We start from the raw sequence: 22,937 nt of genomic DNA, 5'->3' as shown, positions 1-22,937 counted from the left end.
AGCGTCCTGTTTTAAGTTAACGCTGGCAGCCCAGCCAGCCTTCGCGCCCGGCGATCTCGCCGCGGACCACTTTGCCCTGGGGCAGCGTCGTGAGATCTTCCGGCAGCAGCTCACTGAGCGGGCAAAAGCGAATGCCCATCCGTTCGGCGCGCGTCAGCAGCTCGCGGAAGGCGGACAGTCCCACGATGCCTTCGACCTCGGCATGAATGGTGTAGACCGGCGAGCCGCTGGCGGCCTGCATCTGTTCGAGGATGTAGTCGTTGAACTGCGCCGCGCTCACTTTCTGGCCGACCACCTCATCCCAGGTAGGCAGAGTCACCGGGATTTGCACAGTCGCCGGGCTGCCGTCGGCCAGCAGCGGGATAAACGGCCCGCTGCCGCGGCAGTCGCTGTTATAGCGGAAGCCGAACGCCTCTTTGGCGGCGATAACGCGCGTGTCCGCGCGCCAGCCCGCCACGGCGGAACAGGTGACAACGTCACCCAATATCGCCTCCAGCGCCGCTTTACCGCGCGCGGTCTGCTCCGTCAGCTTCTCCTGCGGCCAGACGCCCGCCCAGGTTTGCCAGGCGAAGTGGTCCCAGGCGTGCAGGCCGATTTCATGGTGTTCAGCCGCCGCGCGAAGGGTATCCGCCAGGCCGTGCCCGATATGCCGCCCTGGCCAGGCGGTGCCGGCCAGCAGGATGTCCCAGCCGTAGAGCGACGCCGCGCGCGAGCGCAGCATCTTCCACAGGAAACGCGGCTTCATCAGACGCCACAGGTGGCGTCCCATGTTGTCTGGCCCGACGCTAAAAAAGAAGCTCGCCTGCAGCTGGTGCAGGCTGAACTGCTCCAGCAGCGCCGGCACCCCCAGCTTTGTGCCCCGCCAGGTGTCGACGTCGACGCGCAGCCCGACTCTCTTCATGGCTTCTCCTGCAGCTCGACGGTGCGCAGGAAGAAATCAAGCGTATTGTCGATGGTGGTGTCCATCGCCACCGTCGGCGTCCACTCCAGCAGACGGCGCGCGTTCTTGATCGAGGGCTTGCGGTGCTCGACGTCCTGATAGCCCTTGCCGTAGTAGCTGCTGCTCTCCACTTCGCGGAAACCGGCAAACGGCGGGAAGCGATCGCGCAGCGGATGGCGCTCAAAGCTCGCCAGCAGATGCTCCGCCAGCTCCTTGATACTGGCCTCGTTGTCGGGGTTGCCGATGTTGACGATCTGGCCGTCGCAGTTGTTGTTTTTGTTTTCAATAATGCGGAACAGCGCTTCGATGCCGTCGCGGATATCGGTAAAGCAGCGCTTCTGTGCGCCGCCGTCGATCAGCTTGATCGGCGAGCCTTCCACCAGGTTAAGGATCAGCTGGGTGATGGCGCGCGAGCTGCCGATACGGGCGGCGTTCAGGTTGTCGAGGCGCGGCCCCATCCAGTTAAACGGACGGAACAGGGTAAACCGCAGCCCCTCTTTTTCGCCGTAGGCCCAGATGACGCGGTCCAGCAGCTGTTTCGACACCGAGTAGATCCAGCGCTGCTTGTTGATCGGGCCGACCACCAGGTTAGAGCAATCCTCGTCGAAATGGCTGTCGGTGCACATACCGTAGACTTCAGAGGTGGACGGGAAGATGATGCGCTTTTTGTACTTCACGCAGTCGCGAATAATCTTCAGGTTCTCTTCAAAGTCGAGCTCGAACACCCGCAGCGGGTTGCGGGTATACTCAATCGGCGTGGCGATCGCCACCAGCGGCAGCACCACGTCGCACTTCTTGATGTGGTACTCAATCCATTCGGAGTGAATGCTGATATCGCCTTCGACAAAGTGAAAGCGCGGCTGGTCGAGGAAGCGGCTGATGGCGTCAGAGCCGATATCGAGCCCGTAGACCTCAAAGTTGTCATCCTGCAGCAGGCGCTCGGTCAGGTGGTTGCCGATAAAGCCGTTGACGCCGAGGATCAAGACGCGGGTACGGCGCTTAACCGCCGCAACCGGCTTCGAATAGAGCAGCGCCCCCGGCACCATCCCCAGGCTCTGCGCCAGCTGGCTGCCGTTCATATAGACGCCGTTGTCGCTCTGTCCGGTCAGCACCTCCAGCGCACCGTCGCCGCAGGCGATCAGGAAGGGCTCGACAGATAAGACCGTGCCAGGTTTCGCCTGCGGCGCGTCGGCGTGCACGCGCCCTTTCCACACCACGAACTTTAGCGTGCCGGCAAAGGCGAAGGCGCCTGGCCAGGGATCGGTAACGGCGCGCACCAGATTGTTCACCTGCTGCGCCGGCCATTCCCAGTTGATGCGCCCGTCCTCCGGCGTGCGGCGGCCGACTACCGTCGCTTCGCTGTGGTTCTGCGGCCGGGCGGCGATCTCGCCGCGCTTCATCGCCGGCAGCGCCCCTTCCAGCAGTTCGGTGGCGCAGGCGACCAGCTTGCGGTGCAGCGTCAGGGCGTTGTCCTGCGCATCGATCGCCACGCGCTGCTGCGCCACGATATCCCCCGCGTCGGCGCGCTTCACCATGTGGTGCAGCGTTACGCCGGTTTCCGTTTCGCCGTTGACCAGCACCCAGTTGAGCGGCGCGCGGCCGCGATATTTCGGCAGCAGCGAGCCGTGCAGGTTAAAGGCGCCCACACGGGCGGTGCGGAGGATGCTGTCGCTCAGCAGCGCGCGGTAGTAGAACGAGAAGATAAAGTCGGGCTGCATCGCTTTGATGCGGTCGACCCACAGCGGATGGCTGGCATCTTCCGGCGCGAAAACCGGAATGCCCTGCTCCGCCGCCAGGCGCGCCACGGAGGGAAAGGCGTGGCTTTCCGGCGAGGTGTCGGCGTGGGTGAAGATGGCGCTGATTTCATAGCCAGCGTTCAGTAACGCGCTGATGCCTGCACAGCCCATTTCGGCGTAGGCGAAGACGATGGTTTTCATTGCTCAGATTCCTGTACAGAAGAGGCTGTTTGCTGGGGGTAGATAACATGCTGGATAAAGTAGCGAGGCCGCGCGCGCACATCGTTGTAGATACGGCCAATGTATTCGCCGAGCAGCCCCATGCCGATAAACTGCGCGCCGACAAAAATAAACAGGATGGCGAACAGCACAAAGACGCCGTCGCCCGCCCAGCTGGCGCCGAGAAACAGGCGCAGCACAATCAACACCAGCGAGAAGGCGAAACCGGCCAGCGCGATCAGGCTGCCGACGATGCTCAGCAGACGCAGCGGCGTGGTGGTCAGGCAGGTCACCAGGTCGTACATCAGGTTAATCAGCTTCATAAAGCTGTATTTGGAGTCGCCGAATTCACGCTCGGCGTGGGTCACCGGCAGTTCGATGGTGCGCCGCGCGAAGGTGTTGGCGAGGATGGGAATAAAGGTGCTGCGCTCGTGGCAGTTGAGCATTGCATCGACGATATGGCGGCGATAGGCGCGCAGCATACAGCCGTAATCCCCCATCGCTTTTCCGGTGACGCGCTGGATCAAATGGTTGATGGCGCGCGAGGCGCGGCGGCGAAACCAGCTGTCCTGGCGGTTCTGGCGCACGGTGCCGACTACGTCATAGCCCTGCTGCGCGGCGCGCACCAGGTTTGGGATCTCCTCCGGCGGGTTTTGCAGGTCGGCGTCCAGGGTGATGATCAGATCGCCGGAGACATGGCTGAAGCCAGCCATAATCGCCGAATGCTGGCCGTAGTTGCGGTTCAGCAAGACGCCGACCACATGGCTGCCGGGCATAGCGGCGGCCTCGCCGATCATCTGGGCGGAGCGGTCGGCGCTGCCATCGTCCACCAGCAGAATTTCATACGCCAGCCCCAGCGTGGCGCAGGCGGCGTCGGTGCGGCGCACCAGCTCTGCCAGGCTCTCCTCTTCGTTGTAGACCGGGATCACCACGGAGACTTTGCGAATCGCTTTTTCTTGCTGCATTTCAGACTCCTGCCAGCTGACGCAAGGCGCTGACGACGCGAGTGACGTCCTCGTCGTGCATATCCGGGAAGAGCGGCAGGGAACAGATGCGCTCGCTGTTCCACTCGGTGTTGGGCAGTGAGAGCTGCGGGTAGCGTTCGCGGTAATATTTATGGGTGTGCGCGGCGCGGAAATGGAGGCCGGTGCCGATATCCTGGGCCTTCAGCGCCTCCATCAGCGCGTCGCGGCTGATGCCGCACGCCGCCTCGTCAACGCGAATAATAAACAGATGCCAGGCATGCTGATGCGGCCAGCCTGGCTGCGTCAGCGGCAAAAACGGCGTGTCGGCCAGTTCGCGCAGATAGCGCCCGGCGATGGCGGCGCGGCGCGCGTTAAAATCAGGCAGTTTTTTTAGCTGCACCAGCGCAATGGCCGCGCTGATATCGGGCAGGTTGTACTTAAAGCCAGGCGCGATCACTTCCGCCTGTGGCTTGCGGCCGTGGGTATGGCGATCGTAGGCGTCGACCCCCAGCCCGTGGAACTTCAGGCTGCGCATGCGATCCGCCAGCTGCGCGTCATCGGTGACAATCAGGCCGCCTTCGGCGCAGGTCATATTTTTGATGGCGTGAAACGAAAAAATGGCGGTGCCCGCGCTGCCGATATGGCGTCCCCGGTAATAGCAGCCCGTCGCATGCGCGGCATCTTCAATCACCGGAATGTTATAGCGTGCGCCAAGGGCGCGAATCGCGTCGACATCCGCGGGCGCGCCGGCATAGTGCACCGGGATGATGGCGCGGGTGCGTGGCGTGATGGCGGCCTCAATCTGTTCGGGCGTTACCATCAGCGTATCGCGGTCAATATCGATCATCACCGGCGTCGCGCCCAGCAGCGTGATGATATTAATAGTGGAAACCCAGGTCAGCGACGGCGTAATCACCTCGTCGCCGGGCTGAATATCGAGCGCCAGCAGGGTGACATGCATGCCTGCCGTCGCCGAGCTGACGGCAATGGCGTGCTGATTGCCGGTGAGCTGACAAAAAGCCTGTTCCAGCGCCGCATTCTGCGGACCGGTGGTAATCCATCCGGATTCAAACACCGCTTTGACCGCCGCCAGCTCCTCATCACCTAACGAAGGCCGCGAAAAAGGGAGAAATGACATAATAAAACCCCATCCGTTCCAGATGTTCGAAATAAATACGCAAGCGCCGCCTGAAAAAATAACGCTTACAAATATGAAAGAATTGTTTCCTTTCGACGTAGGTTTAGTGAATCTCGCCAACCCTGCTTAAGGACAGGATGGGAAAAATAATGCTGACCAAACCTTAAGACAGCCTTAAACAGGCTGACGCCTCATTTCATCTGGTGTGGAGGGAGAGCAAGAGCAACAAAGAGGAGGAGCGCAAATAGTAAAGCGGCCACTGCTTTTCTTATTATTCAGGTGCAGGCTATGCGCTATGAGTCTATATCAGCGCTTATCGAGATCAAGTTTTTACCAGAAAAAAACAGGGAGCTTTCCACAGCCAATTATTAACACCTTAACAAAATGGGCATAAATAACAATATAATAATTATTAAAAACAATAGCTTAATTTGAATGCATCCAGAAATGATATATCTTGCTCGCGGAATGACATTGCTGCCTTTTCAAAGAGAAATCTCTTACAGATGTCATGAACTTAACTGGCCTGCTAAAAGCCGCCAGCAGAAAAACGGCTTTGCAGAAATGCGCAATTGAATGGAGCGGGCGAAAAATCGGGCATTATTTTATGCCGCAGATATAGCGCTGCAACGATACGACACGCAAAATAACGCATTAATTCCCGCCTTCTTATCATCACAATCGCGTAATGGTTTATCTTTCGTTTAAGAAAAAAGTATTACTCCCAACGTTGCCGGCAGCGCAACAGCTAAAACGGCCACCGCTGCGCCACCGCCTCTGCTGATTTTACGATTAATACTCCGCTTCCTCTCCCGGCAGTGGCAGAGAAAGTTCCTCTCCCTCCACGCCTGCGTAGAAAATGACTAACTCGGTTGGCTGGTCGGTGGTGTAGCCACGGTGCGCGCGGTTGAGTGTTTCGTTCAATGCCTCTCCCGCGCCAGCGTGAAACCGTTCGCCACTCTCTTTGTCCTCAATGGTCAGGCGCCCGGAAAGCACAAAGGCGGTATTAGGCACCGGATGGGTATGCCAGGGGAGTTCGCTGTGGGCGGGTAATGACATACGCATCACCGTTATCTGTGGCTTGCCGACTGGGTAAGCCTGATAAGGCTGGTCATTCCAGGCGCTGCCGCTCTGCAATACCTGTTGGTGCGTAACCTCGGTGGCGCGCGGGTCTGAGCGGTTTTTTTTCTCCGTCATGGTTTCTCCTGTTCGTGAGTCTGAACAGAGTGTAGCGGACGGGAGGCGCCAGAAACGCCAAAGGCCGCACTAAGCGGCCTCTGAAACAGCTATTACGACAGCGTTATTTAATCAGTTCAGCGGAAACGTAGGCGCCGTTATCAAAGCGAGCCCCGGTAATTTTGTAAGCGGCACCCGACTGGTGCGCCTGCGCGGCGATTTGCGCTTCCGCTGCGTCGAGGGTGGCGGCAGAAGCAGTAATGCTCTGGGCGAAACTGCCGAATGACGCGAAAGAGAGCGCAGCAACTACAACGAAGTTTTTGATGGTTTTCATGGTCAATTCCTTAAAGTTGATTTCAGCTGGTGAGGCGTTCTGCCTCGATGTAGACATCATGCGCCTGGGGGGGACGGTTTGAAAGCGGACATATTTGCATTTAAACCACAAAAATATTGAAAGACTTTTCCCGCCCTCTTTTCCCTTCCTGTCAGTGCGGTCCTGCCCCCTTGACGGCGCAAATTCTCACCTTCCATGAGCCCGGCGCGAAATTGCTGCCGCCCTTTCCTTGCCTGTAAGCGGGTTATCGACGGATAATCCTTACAAACTTCGTCATGCTGACGCGGCGATGCCGCAGCCCGACACCCCAACGCTGAAAATTTAGGCAACGCATTGATATGAGTAAAAAATGTAAAGCGCTGCAAACCACGCTGATTCCTCTTCAGGCGAGTGTTCATGCCCTACGATAACGTCTATGCCGAAAAACGGCTGCCCGGCGCCTTTCGCCGCAGCTGGCACCATTTTTATCGCAACACCACGGCCATGATTGGGCTGTACGGCTTTGGCGCACTGCTGTTTCTCTGCCTGTTCGGCGGGCTACTCGCCCCCTACGGTATCGACCAGCAGTTTCTCGGCTATCAGCTGCTGCCGCCCTCCTGGTCGCGCTACGGCGACGTCTCTTTTTTCCTCGGCACCGACGATTTAGGACGCGACGTGTTAAGCCGCCTGCTGAGCGGCGTGGCGCCGACCGTGGGTTCAGCGATTCTGGTCACGCTCTTCGCCACGCTGTGCGGGCTGGCGCTCGGCGTGCTGGCGGGCATCACGCACGGTTTGCGCTCGGCCGTGATGAACCATGTGCTGGATACCCTGCTATCGATCCCCACGCTGCTGCTGGCGATTATCGTGGTGGCCTTTCTCGGCCCGCGCCTTGAGCACGCGCTGCTGGCGATCTGGCTGGCGCTGTTGCCGCGCCTGGTGCGCGCCACCTATAGCGCTGTGCATGACGAGCTGGAAAAAGAGTATGTGGTGGCGGCGCGCCTCGACGGCGCCACCAACGTCGATATCCTGCGCCATGCGATTTTGCCCAATGTGCTGCCGATGCTGATCAGCGAAGTGACGCGTTCGCTGTCGCTGGCGATTCTGGATATCGCCGCGCTCGGCTTTCTCGATCTCGGCGCGCAGCTGCCCTCGCCCGAATGGGGCGCCATGCTGGGCGATTCGCTGGAGCTGGTTTACGTCGCCCCCTGGACGGTGATGCTGCCGGGCGCCGCGCTGATGGTCAGCGTATTGATTGTTAACCTGCTGGGCGACGGTATCCGCCGTGCTGTAGAGGCGGGAGTGGAATAATGCCGTTACTCGATATTCGTAATCTGACCATTGAATTTATGACCGCCGACGGCCCCGTCAAGGCGGTGGACCGCATCAACCTGACGCTGATGGAAGGCGAAGTGCGTGGATTAGTGGGCGAATCGGGCTCGGGCAAGAGCCTGGTGGCAAAGGCGATCTGCGGCGTAACCAAGGATAACTGGCGCGTCACCGCCGATCGCATGGTATTCGACGATATTGACCTGCTGCGCCTGTCGCCGCGCGAGCGTCGCCGCATCGTCGGTCACAACGTCTCGATGATTTTTCAGGAACCGCAGTCCTGTCTCGATCCTTCGGAGCGTATCGGCCGCCAGCTGATGCAGGCGATTCCGCGCTGGACCTATAAAGGTGCGTGGATGGGACGCTTCTGGTTCTGGCGCAAAACCCGCGCCATTGAGCTGCTGCACCGCGTCGGCATCAAGGATCATAAAGATATCATGCGCAGCTTTCCCTACGAGCTGACCGAAGGCGAGTGCCAGAAGGTGATGATTGCCATCGCGCTGGCCAACCAGCCTCGGCTGCTGATCGCCGACGAACCCACCAACGCCATGGAGCCAACCACCCAGGCGCAAATTTTTCGCCTGTTGAGTCGCCTCAACCAGAATAACAACACCACTATCCTGCTGATCAGCCACGATCTGCGCACCATGAGCCAGTGGGCGGACCGCATTAACGTCATGTACTGCGGGCAGACCGTGGAAACGGCGGGCAGCGACGATCTGATCGCCACGCCGCACCATCCTTATACCCAGGCGCTGATCCGCGCGATGCCCGATTTCGGCCGCGCGCTGCCGCACAAAAGCCGCCTGAACACGCTCTCCGGCGCGATCCCGTCGCTGGAGAGCCTGCCGATTGGCTGTCGGCTTGGCCCGCGCTGCCCCTATGCGCAGCGAAAATGCGTGGAAACCCCGCGCCTGAGCGGCAGCAAGACGCACCTTTTCGCCTGCCACTTTCCGCTGAATATGGAGGAGCAGTAGATGGAGACGCTGCTTGAAGTGCGCAATCTGAGCAAAACTTTCCGCTATCGCACCGGCCTCTTTCGCCGCCAGCACGTCGAGGCGGTGAAATCAGTCAGCTTTATTCTGCGCGAAAAGCAGACGCTGGCAATCATCGGCGAGAACGGCTCTGGCAAATCGACGCTGGCGAAAATGCTGAGCGGCATGGTGGCGCCGAGCAGCGGCGAAATCCTGATTAACGACCATCCGCTTGAATTCGGCGACTACGGCTACCGCAGCCAGCGCATCCGCATGATTTTTCAGGACCCCTCCACCTCACTCAATCCGCGCCAGCGCGTCAGCCAGATCCTTGACCTGCCGCTGCGCCTCAACAGCGATCTGACGCCTGAGGCGCGCGAAAAGCGCATTATCGCCACGCTACGCCAGGTAGGGCTGCTGCGTGACCACGCCGGCTACTATCCCCATATGCTGGCGCCGGGCCAGAAGCAGCGCCTCGGCCTTGCGCGCGCGCTGATCCTGCAGCCGAAGGTCATTATCGCCGACGAAGCCCTCGCCTCGCTCGATATGACGATGCGCTCCCAACTGGTGAATCTGATGCTGGAGCTACAGGAGCAGCACGGCATCACCTATATTTATGTGACGCAGCATCTCGGCATGATGAAGCACATCAGCGATCAGGTGCTGGTGATGCACCAGGGAGAGGTGGTGGAGCGCGGCGGTACTGCCGACGTGCTGGCTTCACCGCTGCACGATCTGACTAAGCGGCTCATTTCGAGCCACTTCGGCGAAGCGCTGACGGCAGAAGCCTGGCGTCGCAAAGCCTGAATCAGGTTGGTTTACCCCATTTTCCTGAGACGTGCTAGAATCCGCACGTCGATTAACGCGGCCGCCTGTTTTTTAACCAACTCGGCCGCCAACAACAATGACCATAAGGATTACAGCTATGGGTTTTCTTTCCGGTAAGCGCATTCTGATTACTGGCGTTGCCAGTAAACTCTCTATTGCCTACGGAATTGCGCAGGCGATGCACAAGCAGGGCGCAGAACTGGCTTTCACCTATCAGAACGACAAACTGAAAGGTCGTGTGGAAGAGTTTGCTAAAGATCTGGGTTCAGAGATTGTGCTGCCATGCGATGTGGCCGAAGACGAGAGCATCAAATCGCTGTTTACTGAACTGGCAAAAACCTGGCCGAAATTTGACGGTTTCGTTCACTCCATCGGCTTCGCCCCGGGCGACCAGCTGGATGGCGACTATGTGAACGCCGTTACCCGCGAAGGCTTTAAGATTGCTCACGACATCAGCGCCTACAGCTTTGTGGCGATGGCGAAAGAGTGCCGCGAGATGCTGAACCCCAATTCCGCTCTGCTGACGCTCTCCTACCTGGGCGCAGAGCGCGCCATCCCGAACTACAACGTGATGGGTCTGGCGAAAGCGTCGCTGGAAGCCAACGTGCGCTATATGGCGAACGCGATGGGCCCGGAAGGGGTGCGCGTGAACGCCGTTTCCGCCGGTCCGATCCGTACCCTGGCGGCGTCAGGCATCAAGGATTTCCGTAAGATGCTGGCGCACTGCGAAGCGGTTACCCCGATTCGCCGCACCGTCACCATCGAGGACGTTGGCAACTCGGCGGCGTTCCTCTGTTCTGACCTGGCCGGCGGCATCACCGGCGAGATCGTTCACGTTGACGGCGGCTTCAGCATCGCCGCCATGAACGAACTGGAACTGAAATAAGTTCTGAGGGCGAGCCTGGCTCGCCCTTTTTTTTGCTCACTTTCCCCGCCTTATAGCTTCGCGCTATTAATTATCACCGATCGGTCTTTTGCCCTTCCCCGCCGTTAAGCGACGATAAGCCAGCCCCCGGGCGCGCGTCACGGTTTCGGATTCACGCCATGCGCGACGTGCCAGTTATTTGCAAAAGGAATAACCATGGAACAACGCCGCTATCCTGGCCACAACCACTGGTTTTACGAGAGCCAGACCAGCCCCCACGCCCTTCAGGCTGAGCCGCTGGTTCCCGAAGCTGCCCTGATTAACGACCGTTTCCTGCTCGGCCTGCAGCAGGAGGCGAGCGCGCTTCAGCCGCTGTTGCAGACGAGCCAGCCGATGCTGCTGGCCTCCCGCGATCTTTGCCAGCTGCTGTTTCCCGATCGCGTCGCGGCGACGCTGACCCATACCCTTACCCTTTACGATCGCCTCAGCACCGCGCTGACCGTGGCGCAGGTCGCGGGCGTGCAGCGGCTGTGCAATCACTACTCGGCGCGCCTTAATCCGCTGCCCGGCCCCGACTCGTCACGCGAGAGCAATAATCGCCTGACGCAGCTGACGCAGTATGCGCGCCAGCTGGCGATGCAGCCGACGCTGATCAACGCGGCGGCGCTCAGGGCGCTGGATGCCGTGGGCCTGACCGAGCCGGATATCGTGACGCTGAATCAGATCGTCGGCTTCGTCAGCTACCAGGCGCGCGTAGCGGCCGGTGTGCAGGCGCTGCTGGCGCTGCCGGTGCGCTGGCTGCCGGGCGTGACGCCGCCGCCCGACGCCGACCGAGAGGGGTTTGAGGAAAAGCCGCGCTGGAAACCGGGGGTGAAGCCGCTGGAGCTGCGCTACGCCAGCGCCGAACAGCTGGCCGCCGTGACCTTCTGTCAGCCGCGTCCCGATCTCGCCGAGGCGGTCTGGCTGCTGGCGCACGACGCCGCCGCGCTCTACGGCTGGCAGACCCTGCGCCAGCGCATTACCCCGACCGACCTTACCCCGCTGGCGGAGGCGACCTGCGCGCGCGCGCTCGGCAGCCGCTGGGCGTTTCAGTTTTTCCCGGATGAGGTGCGCAATGCGCTGCTGGAATCGGTGGATGACGCCGCCGATCAGACCACGACGCAGGGCCGCGTCGTGGCGCTGGCGGCGCAGCTCACCCGCTCGCCTGAACGCTTCAGCGCGGCGCATCTGCAGCCGCTGGTCACCGAAGGGTGGCAGCCGGACGCGCTCTTCGCCCTGATTCAGGCGGTGGCGATCGGCAACTGGAACAGCCGGCTGTTTTACGCCATGGGCGAAGTGGCGTAGCCCTCAAGGTGGCTGCGCGCCTCGTCGAAGAAGTGTTGTGACAGCAGCGAGGCGCGACCCGGTTCGGCAATCACCAGCGCCGCCTGGCGCGCCATATGAGTAATGGCAATTGGCCGCTGCGCCATGCCTTGCAGCATCGACGGCAGAAGATGACCGACAGGCGACACCAGCACCCCCAGCCCCACCTGCGCGCTCTGCACCAGTTCGAGGATCGCGGCGCTCTCCACCATGACCTGCGGCGTCACCCCGGCTTCGCGAAAGGCCATATCAAGATAGCGGCGAAAATAGCGCGTCGGCTCGGAGAGGCAGAGCGGCACGGCGGCGAGATCGGCGAGCGTGAGCGGTGCATCGCCCACCAGCGTGGGAAACTGCGTCGGATCGAATATCGCTTCGACGCCGCGCTCGGGCAGAAATGCCGTCTGAAAATGGAGTTCGCGCAGCGTCGCCAGCTCGAAAAAGCCGATGCCGACGTCGACGGTATGACTGTTAAGCGCCTCCAGCAGCTGATCGGCGCTGAGCGCGGCGATACGGTAGTTCAGCTGAGGATAGCGGCTCTGCACCCTCTTCAGCAGCGCGGGCAGCGCCACGCTGCACTGCGGCATCACGCCGATGCGCAGCGTGCCGTTGACGCCGTGCTTCAGCGACTCCACCTCCAGCTTCAGCCCCTGATAGACCGACACGATCTCCCGGGCCCACGCCAGCACGCGATCCCCTTCCGGCGTAAAGCCGACGAAGTTATTGCTGCGGTTGATCAGCGACAGGCCGAGTTCGCGTTCGAGGTTTTTCAGGCGCATGGAGAGCGTCGGCTGGCTGACGAAGCTGGCTTCGGCCGCGCGGCCAAAGTGGCGTTCACGCTCGAGGTTGCAGAGGTAAATTAATTGTTTAATGTCTATTTTCTTTACCCGTCAATAACATAACAGCATAGCCGTATAGAAAAAATATAATGCTGTACCTTTCCCTGTACCGACTTCAAACGTGACTTATCCTGAAGAAGATCTTCAGGTACCTTGCTGGCGATGTCAATGCTGCTGGCCAGGATTATTCTTAACGCTCACCGGCCCGTCCCTGTTATAAGCGCTAATCAGATTGCTCTGCTAAAAACGTGAAAAGGCCGCCCAATGGCGGCCTTGAATAAGTAAGGTAAATCGGATGAGCAAAAAGAAAATCAGGCAGCGATTGGTTGCGGATCTATTTGGATCATGGCCGATTTACAAAAAATGCACTTTGCCCCAAGCGGATTTTTAACGCTAACGTCAAAAACGGAGCGGCGATATTGCGAGCCCTGACAATGTGGGCAGCGCAGAGAAATAATGGCTGAAATAATTTTTAGCGTCCTGTGACGTTGGCAGATAATGGACCTTTAGGCCATTCTGCGCAGTGAATTCTATCCTCCACTCCTTATCGGGCGTGCGGAGGTCATTGTTTTTAAGAGCGGAAAAGCGTGCAAACCGCGCCTGCCCTCCTCGTCGGGCACATAAAGCCGGCGCTTTTTTCTGCGTTAATCCCTCTCATCGTGCCAGGCGTGTCATGAGAAATAATCTCTCTTTCTTTTAGCCTGCAGATAAGCATAGCTGAAGTGCAGAGGCAGATCGGTAAGATTAAGATAAAACTCAAAAGAGAGGCTTAAGCGCGGCACTTCCGGAAATGAGAGACGGCAGAAACAGAGGATAAAGCTGCCTGCTTTTCAGGCCAGGCACCTATTTACGCATGCTCTGGCCTGCCATTGCAAGCAAGTAAAAAAGAATTTTGCTGTTACACTCTTTACGGCACGCGACGCCCGGCTAAGAATATGAATTAAATATAAAGAAGGAGAAAGCGGTGAAAAACAAAATTTATCTTCCGCAGTTTGATGTCAGCGCGGATGCGGAGATATTTGGTCAGAAAATCACGGTGCGCTATGAGGGAAATGAACATTTTCCTAAGCGCCTGAAGGTCAAAGAGCAATATTTCGTGGTTATCGACGGCCAGGAAAAGATTATGGTGCTGGAACGCAAAGCAATCGGCTCCTGGCAGTTCTCTCTACAGTCGTGATAGCGAGATTCCCACCTCCCTTTACAGGCTCAGCAAGGTGGGAATGCAGCGTGGTGCTATTTCTTTTCGCGATCCTCGTAAGGATCGTTCTTGTCATCATTGTGATCGTCACGGGTGCGCGGGATTTCGCCGTGCTCAGCGGGCGCATCGACCGCCGGATGATCGTCCTCTTCCCAGGCGTTATGGACGTGCGGTGTGCTCTCGGGCGCGCTCTTGCTGACGTCCCCTTCCTGCTTACGTTCTTCGTTGGTTTTATGTTTAAACATTTCCGTCTCCTCGTTCGCTTCCAGTCTGTTAAGTGTAGACGTAAATCCTTCAGGCCACGCCAAGCGCGCTTTTTACCTCACTGGCAATCTTCTCAACCTGCGGCCCATAGATAACCTGAATATCGTGCTCGCTGACGCGGTTGATGCCGTTGGCGCCGGTGGTGAGCAGCGTCTGATCCACCACCTCTTTCATATCTTTCACCCGGACGCGCAGGCGGGTAAAGCAGCAGTCGACATCTTCAATATTCGCCTGACCGCCCAGGCCGCTGATAATCACCTTTGTACGCTCGTCTGCCGCCACCTGCTGCGGCTTTTCATCTTCTGATTCGCGCCCCGGCGTCTCGACGCCCATGCGGGTGATAACAAAGCGGAATCCATAGTAGTAGAGCGGCGCATAGATTGCGCCGAGCGCCAGCGTCCACCACCAGTGCGTGTTGCTGCCGCCGAGAATGCCGAACACCACCAGATCGATCACGCCGCCCTGCACGTTGCCGATCATCAGGTGCAGCATCGACATCAGCATAAAAGAGAGACCGGTCAGCAGCGCGTGCAGCAGATAGAGCACCGGCGAGACGAAAATAAAACAGAACTCCAGCGGCTCGGTGATGCCGGTCGTGAAAGAGGTCAGCGCGCCCGCCATCATCAGCGCCTTGACCCGCTGTTTATGTTCAGGCCGCGCGGTGTGATAGATAGCCAGCGCGGCGGCCGGCAGGCCGAACATCATCACCGGGATTTTACCCTGAGCGAGAAACTGGGTCGCGTTGCGCAGCACGTCGTCAGGCACCGAGCCGGGATGGGTCAGCGAGGCGTTAAAGATATTGAGCGCCCCCACCAGCGTTTGTCCGTCGACGATGGCGACGCCACCAATCGGGGTAAAGCGCACGGTTTCATTAAGGATGTGATGCAGCCCGGTGGGGATCAAAATGCGCTCCGCCGTGCCGAGCAGAAAGGCGCCGTACTGGCCGCTTTTGCCGATCATCGCACCGATCCAGGCGATGCCCGCGCCCAGCGTCGGCCAGATCAGCGCCAGCAGCACCCCTACCAGCGGCAGGACAACCACGGTGACGATCGGCACGAAGCGGCGTCCGCCGAAGAAGCTGATGGCGGTTGGCAGCTGCTGGGTATAGAAGCGATTGTGCAGCAGCACCGTCAGCAGCCCGGCAATCACGCCGCCCAGCACGCTCATGTTGTAGGTGAAGATGCCGAGCATCTGGATATACTCCGCCGAGGTCATCATCGCCGTGGTCTGGTCCATGCCCGCCTGCTGTAGCGCAGCGGGCGTGGTGGTCGCCGCCGTCAGCCCTTTCGCCGCCAGCGTGGCGCTGATGCCGACGTTCATGGTGATGTAGCCGATGACCGCGGCGAAGGCCGCCGTCGGCTTTTCCGCCTTCGCCAGGCCGATGGCGCTTGCCACGGCGAAGAACACCGGCAGGTTGGCGAAGAGCGCGCCCGCCACTTTGCGAATGAAACCGATAATCAGCTGCGGCACCTGCATCTGGGCAAAGGCGTCGCCGGTAATCGCCGGGTTCTGCATCGCGGCCGCGAGGCCGAGGAAGATCCCCGCCGCCGCAATCACCGAAATTGGCATCATCAACGCTTTGCCAAACGCATGGATCTGGCTGGTGAGCTGTTTCATGAGGTGCGCCCTTTAAGAGATGAAGGTGCAAGTATTGACTCGATACGCCCGTAACTCCCGTTATCAACAGGTTGCCAGAGAGTAAAATTTGAGCAGCATCACAATTTTGCAGTCGGCGCGATAAACGGCGGCTATCGCACCATTAAGTCAATCAATTAGACAACTTATGATTGCAGTCGCACACTTCCCTCACCGTCAGGATATATCCTGATAACAAACTTCCTACAAAAAACATAAGCCTGCACTCACCATGAAATTCAAACGTAAAATTAAGCCCTACCGCGCCGCTGCGGGCGGCTGGGGATCGCTGGAAGCCACAACCCGTTTCGTTTTAGACAGCAAAGCGGCGCTGAAAAATATGCGCAACCTGATGCGCATGAACAAAGCGCGCGGCTTCGACTGCCCGGGCTGCGCCTGGGGCGACGACAATAAAAGTACCTTTAGCTTCTGTGAAAACGGCGCCAAAGCGGTGACCTGGGAAGCGACGCGCCGCGTGGTCGACACCGATTTCTTCGCCCAGCACAGCGTCACCAAACTCTATGCGCAGAGCGACTACTTCCTGGAGTATCAGGGCCGTCTGACCCACCCGATGCGTTATAACGCCGAAACCGACCACTATGAGCCGGTAAGCTGGGATGACGCCTTTGCGCTGATCGCGCAGCATATCAAGGCGATGGACAACCCGAACCAGATGGAGCTCTATACTTCGGGCCGCGCCAGCAACGAAGCCTCCTGGCTCTATCAGCTGTTCGGCCGCCTGGCGGGCACCAACAACTTCCCGGACTGCTCCAATATGTGCCACGAAGCGAGCGGCGCCGGTCTGAAGCGCAGCATCGGCGTCGGCAAAGGCACTATCCGCCTCGACGATTTCGACCATGCCGACGCGATTTTCGTTTTCGGCCAGAACCCGGGCACTAACCACCCGCGTATGCTGCACAGCCTGCGTCACGCCGCCGATCACGGCGCGAAGATCGTCACCTTTAATACCCTGCGCGAGCGCGGTCTTGAGCGCTTCGCCGATCCGCAGAAGCCGCTGGAGGTGGTCACCTCTAAAGCGGGCACCATCAGCTCCGCCTATTACCAGCCGAATCTCGGCGGCGATATGGCGGCGGTGCGCGGCATGGTGAAAGCGCTGCTCGAGACGCATCGCGCGCGCGTAGCGGCCGGTGAGAAAGGCCTGTTCGACGAAACCTTTATCAACGCCACCACCCACGGCGTCGAAGCCTATTTCGACGCGGTCGACAATACCGACTGGATGCAGATCGTGCAGCAGTCTGGCCTGAGCGAAGCGCAGATCCGCGAAGCCGCGGCCATCTACCAGAGCGCCGATCGCGTTATCATCACCTGGGCGATGGGCATCACCCAGCACAAACACTCGGTGGATACGGTACGCGAAATCGTGAACCTGCAGCTGCTGTTCGGCCAGCTTGGCAAGAAAGGCGCAGGCCTCTGCCCGGTGCGCGGCCACAGTAACGTGCAGGGCAACCGCACTATGGGCATCGACGAGAAGCCGAGCAAAGCGTTTCTCGACGCGCTCGGCAGCCACTTCGGCTTCGAGCCGCCGCGCGAGCACGGCCATAACACCGTTGAAGCGCTGAACGCCATGCTGCGCGACGAGATCAAAGTGCTGATCGCCCTGGGCGGCAACCTCGCTGCGGCGGCGCCCGACTCCCCGCGCACCGAAGAGGCGCTGCAGCGCTGCGGCCTGACGGTGCATATCAGCACCAAGCTCAACCGCAGCCATCTGGTGCCGGGCGCGGAGAGCCTGATTCTGCCGACGCTGGGCCGCACCGAGCGCGATACCCAGGCGACCGGTAACCAGTTCATCACCGTAGAAGACTCCTTCAGCATGGTGCACGCCTCCGAAGGCATCGGCATTCCGCTGGCGGAGACGCAGCGCTCGGAAACCGCCATCGTGGCGGGCATCGCCCACGCGGTGCTGGGCGACGAGAAGGTGCAGTGGCTGAAGCTGGCCGCCGACTATAATCTGATCCGCGACCATATCGCCGCCACCATTCCGGGCTTCGCCGACTTCAACGAGAAGTGCGACCAGCCGGGCGGCTTCTACCTGGGCAACGCGGCGGCGGACCTGCGCTTCAATACCCCGACGCAGAAAGCGGAGTTCAGCAGCGCGGCGCTGCCCGCCTCGCTCTTCCCGATGGACGTGGCGGAGGTGCCCTTCACGCTGCAGACCCTGCGTTCGCATGACCAGTACAACACCACGATTTACGGCCTCGATGACCGTTACCGCGGCGTTTACGGCCAGCGCGAAGTGGTGTTTATCAACCCGGAAGATATGCAGGCGCTCGGCTTTACCGAAGGTCAGCTGGTGGATATCGAAACCCTGTGGAACGACAATGTTTCGCGTCGCGTCAGCGGGTTTAAACTGGTGCCCTATAATATTCCGCGCGGCAACCTCGCGGCCTATTATCCGGAAACCAACCCGCTGGTTCCGCTGAACAGCTTCGGCGACATCAGCGGCACGCCGACCTCGAAATCGGTGCCGGTGAAGCTGGAACTGTCGGTTTCTCTGCCGACGCAACGCATCGCGTAAGCGCAGAGTTTCCTTAGTAAAAAGCCGGTTAATCCGGCTTTTTTGCCCTCTTTTGCCTTGCCGCGCGCCCCTGATTCGCGTAAAACTAGCAGCCGCTCTTAGGCCACGAAACTAAACTGACTATGTTCCAGGATAATCCGCTGCTCGCGCAGCTTAAAGAGAAGCTCCACGCGCAGACGCCCCGCGCAGAAGGTGTCGTTAAAGGCACCGAAAAAGGTTTCGGCTTTCTTGAAGTCGACGCGCAGAAAAGCTATTTCATTCCGCCGCCGCAAATGAAGAAAGTGATGCACGGCGACCGGGTATCCGCCATCATCCACAGCGATAAAGATCGTGAAAGCGCCGAGCCTGAAACGCTGATCGAACCTTTCCTTAGCCGCTTTGTCGGCCGCGTGCAGAAGAAAGATGACCGTCTTTCCATCGTTCCGGACCATCCGCTGTTAAAAGAGGCGATCCCCTGCCGTCCGGTGCGTGGCCTGAGCCATGATTTCCAGGCGGGCGACTGGGCCGTTGCCGAAATGCGCCGCCATCCGCTGAAAGGCGACCGCGGCTTCTACGCCGAACTGACCGAATTTATCGTTAAAGCCGACGATCATCTGGCGCCGTGGTGGGTCACCCTGTCGCGCCATAACCTGGAGCGCGAAGCGCCGCAGATCGGCTTTGGCGAGATGCTGGACGAGCAGCTGACGCGCGAGGATCTGACCGCGCTCGATTTCGTCACCATCGACAGCGCCAGCACCGAAGATATGGATGACGCGCTTTACGTCGAAGAGAATGCCGACGGCACGCTGCGTCTGACTATCGCCATCGCAGACCCCACCGCCTACGTGGCGGAAGGCAGCGAGCTGGACAAGCTGGCGGCGCAGCGCGCCTTCACCAACTACCTGCCGGGCTTCAATATCCCGATGCTGCCGCGCGAACTCTCCGACGACGTCTGTTCGCTGCGTCCCAACGTGCGCCGCCCGGCGCTGGTCTGCCGCGTCACCGTGGCGCAGGATGGCTCACTGGGCGACGACGTCCACTTTTTCGCCGCCTGGATCGAATCGAAAGCCAAGCTGGTCTATGACCAGGTTTCCGACTGGCTGGAGAAGAGCGGCGAGTGGCAGCCGCAGAGCGAAGCGATCGCCCAGCAGATCCGTCTGCTGCACCGCATCTGCCTGGCGCGCAGCGAGTGGCGTCAGAACCACGCGCTGGTGTTCAAAGATCGCCCGGATTACCGCTTTGTTCTCGGCGAGAAAGGCGAAGTGCTGGATATCGTCGCCGAGCCGCGCCGCATCGCCAACCGCATGGTGGAAGAGGCGATGATCCTCGCTAACGTCTGTGCCGGTAAGGTGCTGCGCGAGAAGCTGGGCTTCGGCGTCTACAACGTGCACACCGGCTTCGACGCCACCAACGCCGAGCAGGCCGCCGCCGTGCTGGCCGGCCACGGCGTCACCGTCGATGCCGCCGCCATCACCACGCTGGAGGGCTTCCGCCAGCTGCGCCGTCAGCTCGACGCGCAGCCGACGCAATACCTCGACAGCCGCATCCGTCGCTTCCAGTCTTTCGCCGAGATCAGCACCGAGCCGGGTCCCCATTTCGGTCTGGGCCTGGAGGCGTACGCCACCTGGACCTCGCCGATCCGTAAATCGGGCGACATGATCAACCATCGCCTGCTGAAAGCGATTATCCGCGGCGAGCAAGGCGCGCGTCCGGATGAGGCGCTGACGGCGACCATGGGCGAACGTCGTCGCCTGAACCGTATGGCGGAGCGCGACGTCGGCGACTGGCTCTACGCGCGCTGGCTGGCGCCGCACGCCGGCACCGACCGCAAGTTCAGCGCCGAGATTATCGACGTCTCGCGCGGCGGCATGCGCGTGCGCCTGCTGGAGAACGGCGCGGTTGCCTTTATTCCGGCGCCCTTTATCCACGCGGTACGCGACGAGCTGGTGTGCAGCCAGGAGAGCGGCACCGTACAGATCAAAGGCGAAGTCGCTTTCCGCGTGACCGACGTGATCGACGTGACCATCGCCGAAGTGCGCATGGAAACGCGTAGCGTGGTGGCCCGTCCGGCCGTCTGAGCATGAAAAGAGGCGGGATAATCGCTGTTATCCCGCATTTTCACCTCTCTCTTTACACAAATGTTAAATTTGTTCCCCGCTTCACACTTCTCAACACATTAACTTTCACTTACATTCCATTACATTACCTTTGACTCGTTGTCTTTGAACGTCCCTTTCGGTTCATACAAGGAGTGAGGTCATGAAGAACGTCAAAACCAGTGCCGTCTGGTTAGCGGTGGCGTTAGTCGGCGCGGGCGCATTCGCCATGCTGGCGTTAAACCGCGGCGAGCACGTCAACGCCGTCTGGCTGGTGGTGGCTGCCGTCGCCTGCTACAGCATTGCCTATCGCTTTTACAGCCTGTTTATCGCCCGCAATATTTTCGAGCTGGACGATCGCCGCCGTACGCCCGCCGAGCGCTTCAACGACGGCCTCGACTATGTGCCGACCAATAAGTGGGTGCTGTTCGGCCACCATTTTGCCGCTATCGCTGGCGCCGGGCCGCTGGTCGGGCCGATTCTGGCGGCGCAGATGGGCTTTCTGCCTGGCACTCTCTGGATCCTCGTCGGCGTTATGCTGGCGGGCGCGGTGCAGGATTTCCTCGTGCTGTTTATCTCAACCCGCCGCGACGGCCGCTCGCTGGGCGAAATGGCGCGTCAGGAGCTGGGCGCCTTTGCTGGCGTGATAACCATGCTCGGCGCGCTCGGCGTGATGATCATCATTCTTTCGGCGCTGGCGCTGGTGGTGGTGAAAGCGCTGGCCAACTCGCCGTGGGGGCTCTTTACCATCGCCGCGACTATTCCGATTGCGCTGCTGATGGGCGTCTATATGCGCTTTATCCGTCCCGGTAAAATCGCCGAGGTGTCGCTGATCGGCTTTGTGCTGATGATGGCGGCGATTATCTTCGGCGGCAACGTGGCGCAGGATCCCTACTGGGGCCCCTTCTTTACCCTGAAAGGCACCTCGCTGACCTGGGTGCTGGTGATCTATGGCTTTGTTGCCTCAGTGCTGCCGGTCTGGCTGCTGCTGGCGCCGCGCGACTATCTTTCCACCTTCCTGAAAATCGGCGTGATCGTCGGGCTGGCGGTCGGCATCGTTTTCGCCATGCCGGAGATGAAGATGCCGGCGGTGACGCGCTTTATCGACGGCAGCGGCCCGGTCTTCGCCGGTCAGCTCTTTCCGTTCCTGTTTATCACTATCGCCTGCGGCGCCATCTCCGGTTTTCATGCGCTGGTCTCCAGCGGCACTACGCCGAAGCTGGTCGAGCGCGAGAGCCATATCCGCTTTATCGGCTACGGCGCAATGCTGATGGAATCTTTCGTCGCCATCATGGCGCTGATTTGCGCGTCGGTTATCGATCCTGGCGTCTACTTCGCCATGAACGCCCCGGCGGCGCTGATCGGCACCACGGTCGAGAGCGCCTCGCAGGTGATTAACGGCTGGGGCTTCGTGGTGACGCCGGAGATGCTCTCAGGCATCGCGCGCGACGTCGGCGAGGCGTCAGTGCTGTCGCGGGCAGGCGGCGCGCCGACCTTTGCGGTGGGCATGGCGCATATCATCACCGACGTCTTCAACAGCCGGGCAATGATGGCCTTCTGGTATCACTTCGCCATCCTGTTCGAAGCGCTGTTTATCCTGACCGCCGTGGATGCCGGGACGCGCGCCTGTCGTTTTATGGTGCAGGATCTGGTCGGCACCGTGGTGCCGTCGCTGGCGAATAACCGCTCATGGGTGGGCAATATGGCGGGCACGGCGGTCGCGGTCGCCGGCTGGGGCTTTTTCGTCTATCAGGGCGTGGTCGATCCGCTGGGCGGCATTAATACCCTGTGGCCGCTGTTCGGCATCGGCAACCAGATGCTCGCCTCAATGGCGCTGATCCTCGGCACCGTGGTGCTGTTTAAGATGAAGAAGCAGCGCTACGCCTGGGTGACGATTCTCCCCACCGCCTGGCTGTTTATCACCTCGATGACGGCGGGCTGGCAGAAAATTTTCCATGAGAAACCTTCTATCGGTTTTCTGGCGCAGGCGAACAAGTTCCGCAAAGGCATCGATGAGGGTGTGATTATCGCCCCGGCGAAAAGCGTAGCGGATATGCAAACTATCGTTTTCAGTAACCAGATTAACGCCGTGCTGTGCGGCTTCTTTATGCTGGTGGCGGTTACCATGCTGATCGCCGCCTTCTTCGTGATTCGCCGCGCCCTGCGCAGCAGGGTGCCGACCACGCACGAAGCGGAGCCGTCGCTGCGTAAGGAGGTTCGCCATGTCTGATGCCATTCGCCGCGCCGCGCGCCCGGCGCGTCTTGACACCATTACCCGCTGCCGCCCGCTCGACGCCCCCAGGCGCTTCAGCTGGCGCACGCTGTGGCGCGGCGTGCAGCAAAGCTTTCGTCTCATGGTAGGGGTTCAGGATTATCAAAATTATCTTCAGCATATGCAGCGTCAGCACCCGGATCTGGTGCCGATGAGCGAGCGCGATTTTCATCGTTACTGTCTTGATGCCCGGTTCCCCAGTCAGGCTGGCAAGCTGGGAAAATGTCCTTGCTAAGCAGGTAAATCGGCCCCGCGACGCGGGGCTTTTTTGTGCCATTC

General features: G+C 60.0%; 20 protein-coding genes. 10 read left to right on the top strand and 10 right to left on the bottom strand.

Features of this window, described 5'->3' with window-relative positions; translation table 11 throughout:
- Positions 1 to 16: 16 nt before the first annotated feature.
- The 6 genes from arnD to ACR6A7_RS03095 all read right to left on the bottom strand — a co-directional run bounded on the left by arnD (position 17) and on the right by ACR6A7_RS03095 (position 6,508).
- The gene (arnD, locus tag ACR6A7_RS03120; RefSeq protein ID WP_434123295.1) at positions 17 to 901 is read right to left on the bottom strand and encodes a 4-deoxy-4-formamido-L-arabinose-phosphoundecaprenol deformylase; all 885 of its coding nucleotides are present in this window, start codon (positions 899 to 901) and stop codon (positions 17 to 19) included.
- Positions 898 to 2,877, bottom strand: coding sequence for a bifunctional UDP-4-amino-4-deoxy-L-arabinose formyltransferase/UDP-glucuronic acid oxidase ArnA (gene arnA, locus ACR6A7_RS03115; protein ID WP_434123294.1), 1,980 nt, complete (start codon positions 2,875 to 2,877; stop codon positions 898 to 900). Before arnA ends, arnD begins: the two co-directional genes overlap by 4 nt.
- Positions 2,874 to 3,860: an undecaprenyl-phosphate 4-deoxy-4-formamido-L-arabinose transferase gene (arnC, locus tag ACR6A7_RS03110; protein WP_434123293.1), complete on the bottom strand. Its 987-nt coding sequence runs from the start codon at positions 3,858 to 3,860 to the stop codon at positions 2,874 to 2,876. Before arnC ends, arnA begins: the two co-directional genes overlap by 4 nt.
- Position 3,861: 1 nt before the next feature.
- Complete coding sequence (gene arnB, locus ACR6A7_RS03105; protein ID WP_434123292.1) at positions 3,862 to 4,998, bottom strand: UDP-4-amino-4-deoxy-L-arabinose aminotransferase; 1,137 nt, start codon at positions 4,996 to 4,998, stop codon at positions 3,862 to 3,864.
- Between the two features lie 792 nt (positions 4,999 to 5,790).
- On the bottom strand, positions 5,791 to 6,195 hold the full coding sequence (locus ACR6A7_RS03100; protein ID WP_434123291.1) for a cupin domain-containing protein: 405 nt from the start codon (positions 6,193 to 6,195) through the stop codon (positions 5,791 to 5,793).
- A gap of 103 nt (positions 6,196 to 6,298) precedes the next feature.
- On the bottom strand, positions 6,299 to 6,508 hold the full coding sequence (locus tag ACR6A7_RS03095; RefSeq protein WP_434123290.1) for a DUF1471 domain-containing protein: 210 nt from the start codon (positions 6,506 to 6,508) through the stop codon (positions 6,299 to 6,301).
- A 396-nt stretch (positions 6,509 to 6,904) separates the two neighbouring features.
- Between ACR6A7_RS03095 and sapC the strand changes: the two genes are divergently transcribed.
- The 5 genes from sapC to ACR6A7_RS03070 all read left to right on the top strand — a co-directional run bounded on the left by sapC (position 6,905) and on the right by ACR6A7_RS03070 (position 11,824).
- Positions 6,905 to 7,795, top strand: a complete 891-nt coding sequence (sapC, locus tag ACR6A7_RS03090) for a putrescine export ABC transporter permease SapC (RefSeq protein ID WP_434123289.1) — start codon at positions 6,905 to 6,907, stop codon at positions 7,793 to 7,795.
- Complete coding sequence (gene sapD / locus ACR6A7_RS03085; RefSeq protein WP_103795928.1) at positions 7,795 to 8,790, top strand: putrescine export ABC transporter ATP-binding protein SapD; 996 nt, start codon at positions 7,795 to 7,797, stop codon at positions 8,788 to 8,790. The genes sapC and sapD overlap by 1 nt, the downstream gene beginning before the upstream one ends.
- On the top strand, positions 8,791 to 9,594 hold the full coding sequence (gene sapF / locus ACR6A7_RS03080) for a putrescine export ABC transporter ATP-binding protein SapF (RefSeq protein WP_434123288.1): 804 nt from the start codon (positions 8,791 to 8,793) through the stop codon (positions 9,592 to 9,594).
- Between the two features lie 118 nt (positions 9,595 to 9,712).
- Positions 9,713 to 10,501: an enoyl-ACP reductase FabI gene (gene fabI, locus ACR6A7_RS03075; protein WP_434123286.1), complete on the top strand. Its 789-nt coding sequence runs from the start codon at positions 9,713 to 9,715 to the stop codon at positions 10,499 to 10,501.
- A gap of 195 nt (positions 10,502 to 10,696) precedes the next feature.
- The gene (locus ACR6A7_RS03070) at positions 10,697 to 11,824 is read left to right on the top strand and encodes a CMD domain-containing protein (RefSeq protein ID WP_434123285.1); all 1,128 of its coding nucleotides are present in this window, start codon (positions 10,697 to 10,699) and stop codon (positions 11,822 to 11,824) included.
- On the opposite strand, the gene ACR6A7_RS03065 is transcribed toward ACR6A7_RS03070, so the two are convergent.
- Positions 11,800 to 12,717, bottom strand: a complete 918-nt coding sequence (locus ACR6A7_RS03065) for a LysR family transcriptional regulator (RefSeq protein ID WP_434123334.1) — start codon at positions 12,715 to 12,717, stop codon at positions 11,800 to 11,802. The genes ACR6A7_RS03070 and ACR6A7_RS03065 overlap by 25 nt on opposite strands.
- A 272-nt stretch (positions 12,718 to 12,989) precedes the next feature.
- A complete protein-coding gene (gene ymcF / locus ACR6A7_RS03060) occupies positions 12,990 to 13,145 on the bottom strand; it encodes a cold shock small protein YmcF (protein WP_434123333.1) in 156 nt (51 codons plus the stop codon).
- A gap of 497 nt (positions 13,146 to 13,642) precedes the next feature.
- Here ymcF and ACR6A7_RS03055 point away from each other — a divergent pair, with 497 nt between their 5' ends.
- On the top strand, positions 13,643 to 13,855 hold the full coding sequence (locus tag ACR6A7_RS03055; RefSeq protein ID WP_434123284.1) for a hypothetical protein: 213 nt from the start codon (positions 13,643 to 13,645) through the stop codon (positions 13,853 to 13,855).
- Between the two features lie 56 nt (positions 13,856 to 13,911).
- Here the strand turns inward: ACR6A7_RS03055 and ACR6A7_RS03050 are convergent, their stop codons facing one another.
- On the bottom strand, positions 13,912 to 14,121 hold the full coding sequence (locus tag ACR6A7_RS03050; RefSeq protein WP_434123283.1) for a hypothetical protein: 210 nt from the start codon (positions 14,119 to 14,121) through the stop codon (positions 13,912 to 13,914).
- A gap of 49 nt (positions 14,122 to 14,170) precedes the next feature.
- Positions 14,171 to 15,757: a PTS transporter subunit EIIC gene (locus ACR6A7_RS03045; protein WP_434123282.1), complete on the bottom strand. Its 1,587-nt coding sequence runs from the start codon at positions 15,755 to 15,757 to the stop codon at positions 14,171 to 14,173.
- Positions 15,758 to 16,007: 250 nt separating this feature from the next.
- Between ACR6A7_RS03045 and ACR6A7_RS03040 the strand changes: the two genes are divergently transcribed.
- From ACR6A7_RS03040 to ACR6A7_RS03025, 4 genes are all read left to right on the top strand, one after another.
- The gene (locus ACR6A7_RS03040) at positions 16,008 to 18,311 is read left to right on the top strand and encodes an FdhF/YdeP family oxidoreductase (protein WP_434123281.1); all 2,304 of its coding nucleotides are present in this window, start codon (positions 16,008 to 16,010) and stop codon (positions 18,309 to 18,311) included.
- A 122-nt stretch (positions 18,312 to 18,433) separates the two neighbouring features.
- Positions 18,434 to 20,368, top strand: a complete 1,935-nt coding sequence (locus ACR6A7_RS03035) for an exoribonuclease II (RefSeq protein ID WP_434123280.1) — start codon at positions 18,434 to 18,436, stop codon at positions 20,366 to 20,368.
- 181 nt (positions 20,369 to 20,549) lie between these two features.
- Positions 20,550 to 22,616, top strand: coding sequence for a carbon starvation CstA family protein (locus tag ACR6A7_RS03030; RefSeq protein ID WP_434123279.1), 2,067 nt, complete (start codon positions 20,550 to 20,552; stop codon positions 22,614 to 22,616).
- Positions 22,609 to 22,893: a YbdD/YjiX family protein gene (locus tag ACR6A7_RS03025; protein ID WP_434123278.1), complete on the top strand. Its 285-nt coding sequence runs from the start codon at positions 22,609 to 22,611 to the stop codon at positions 22,891 to 22,893. Before ACR6A7_RS03030 ends, ACR6A7_RS03025 begins: the two co-directional genes overlap by 8 nt.
- The last annotated feature ends 44 nt before the right edge of the window (positions 22,894 to 22,937 follow it).

The sequence above is a fragment of the Pantoea phyllosphaerae genome (assembly GCF_051025595.1).
GTDB lineage: Bacteria > Pseudomonadota > Gammaproteobacteria > Enterobacterales > Enterobacteriaceae > Pantoea.
Note: the sequence above shows the minus strand (reverse complement) of the source record. Positions and strands in the feature narration are given on the sequence as shown.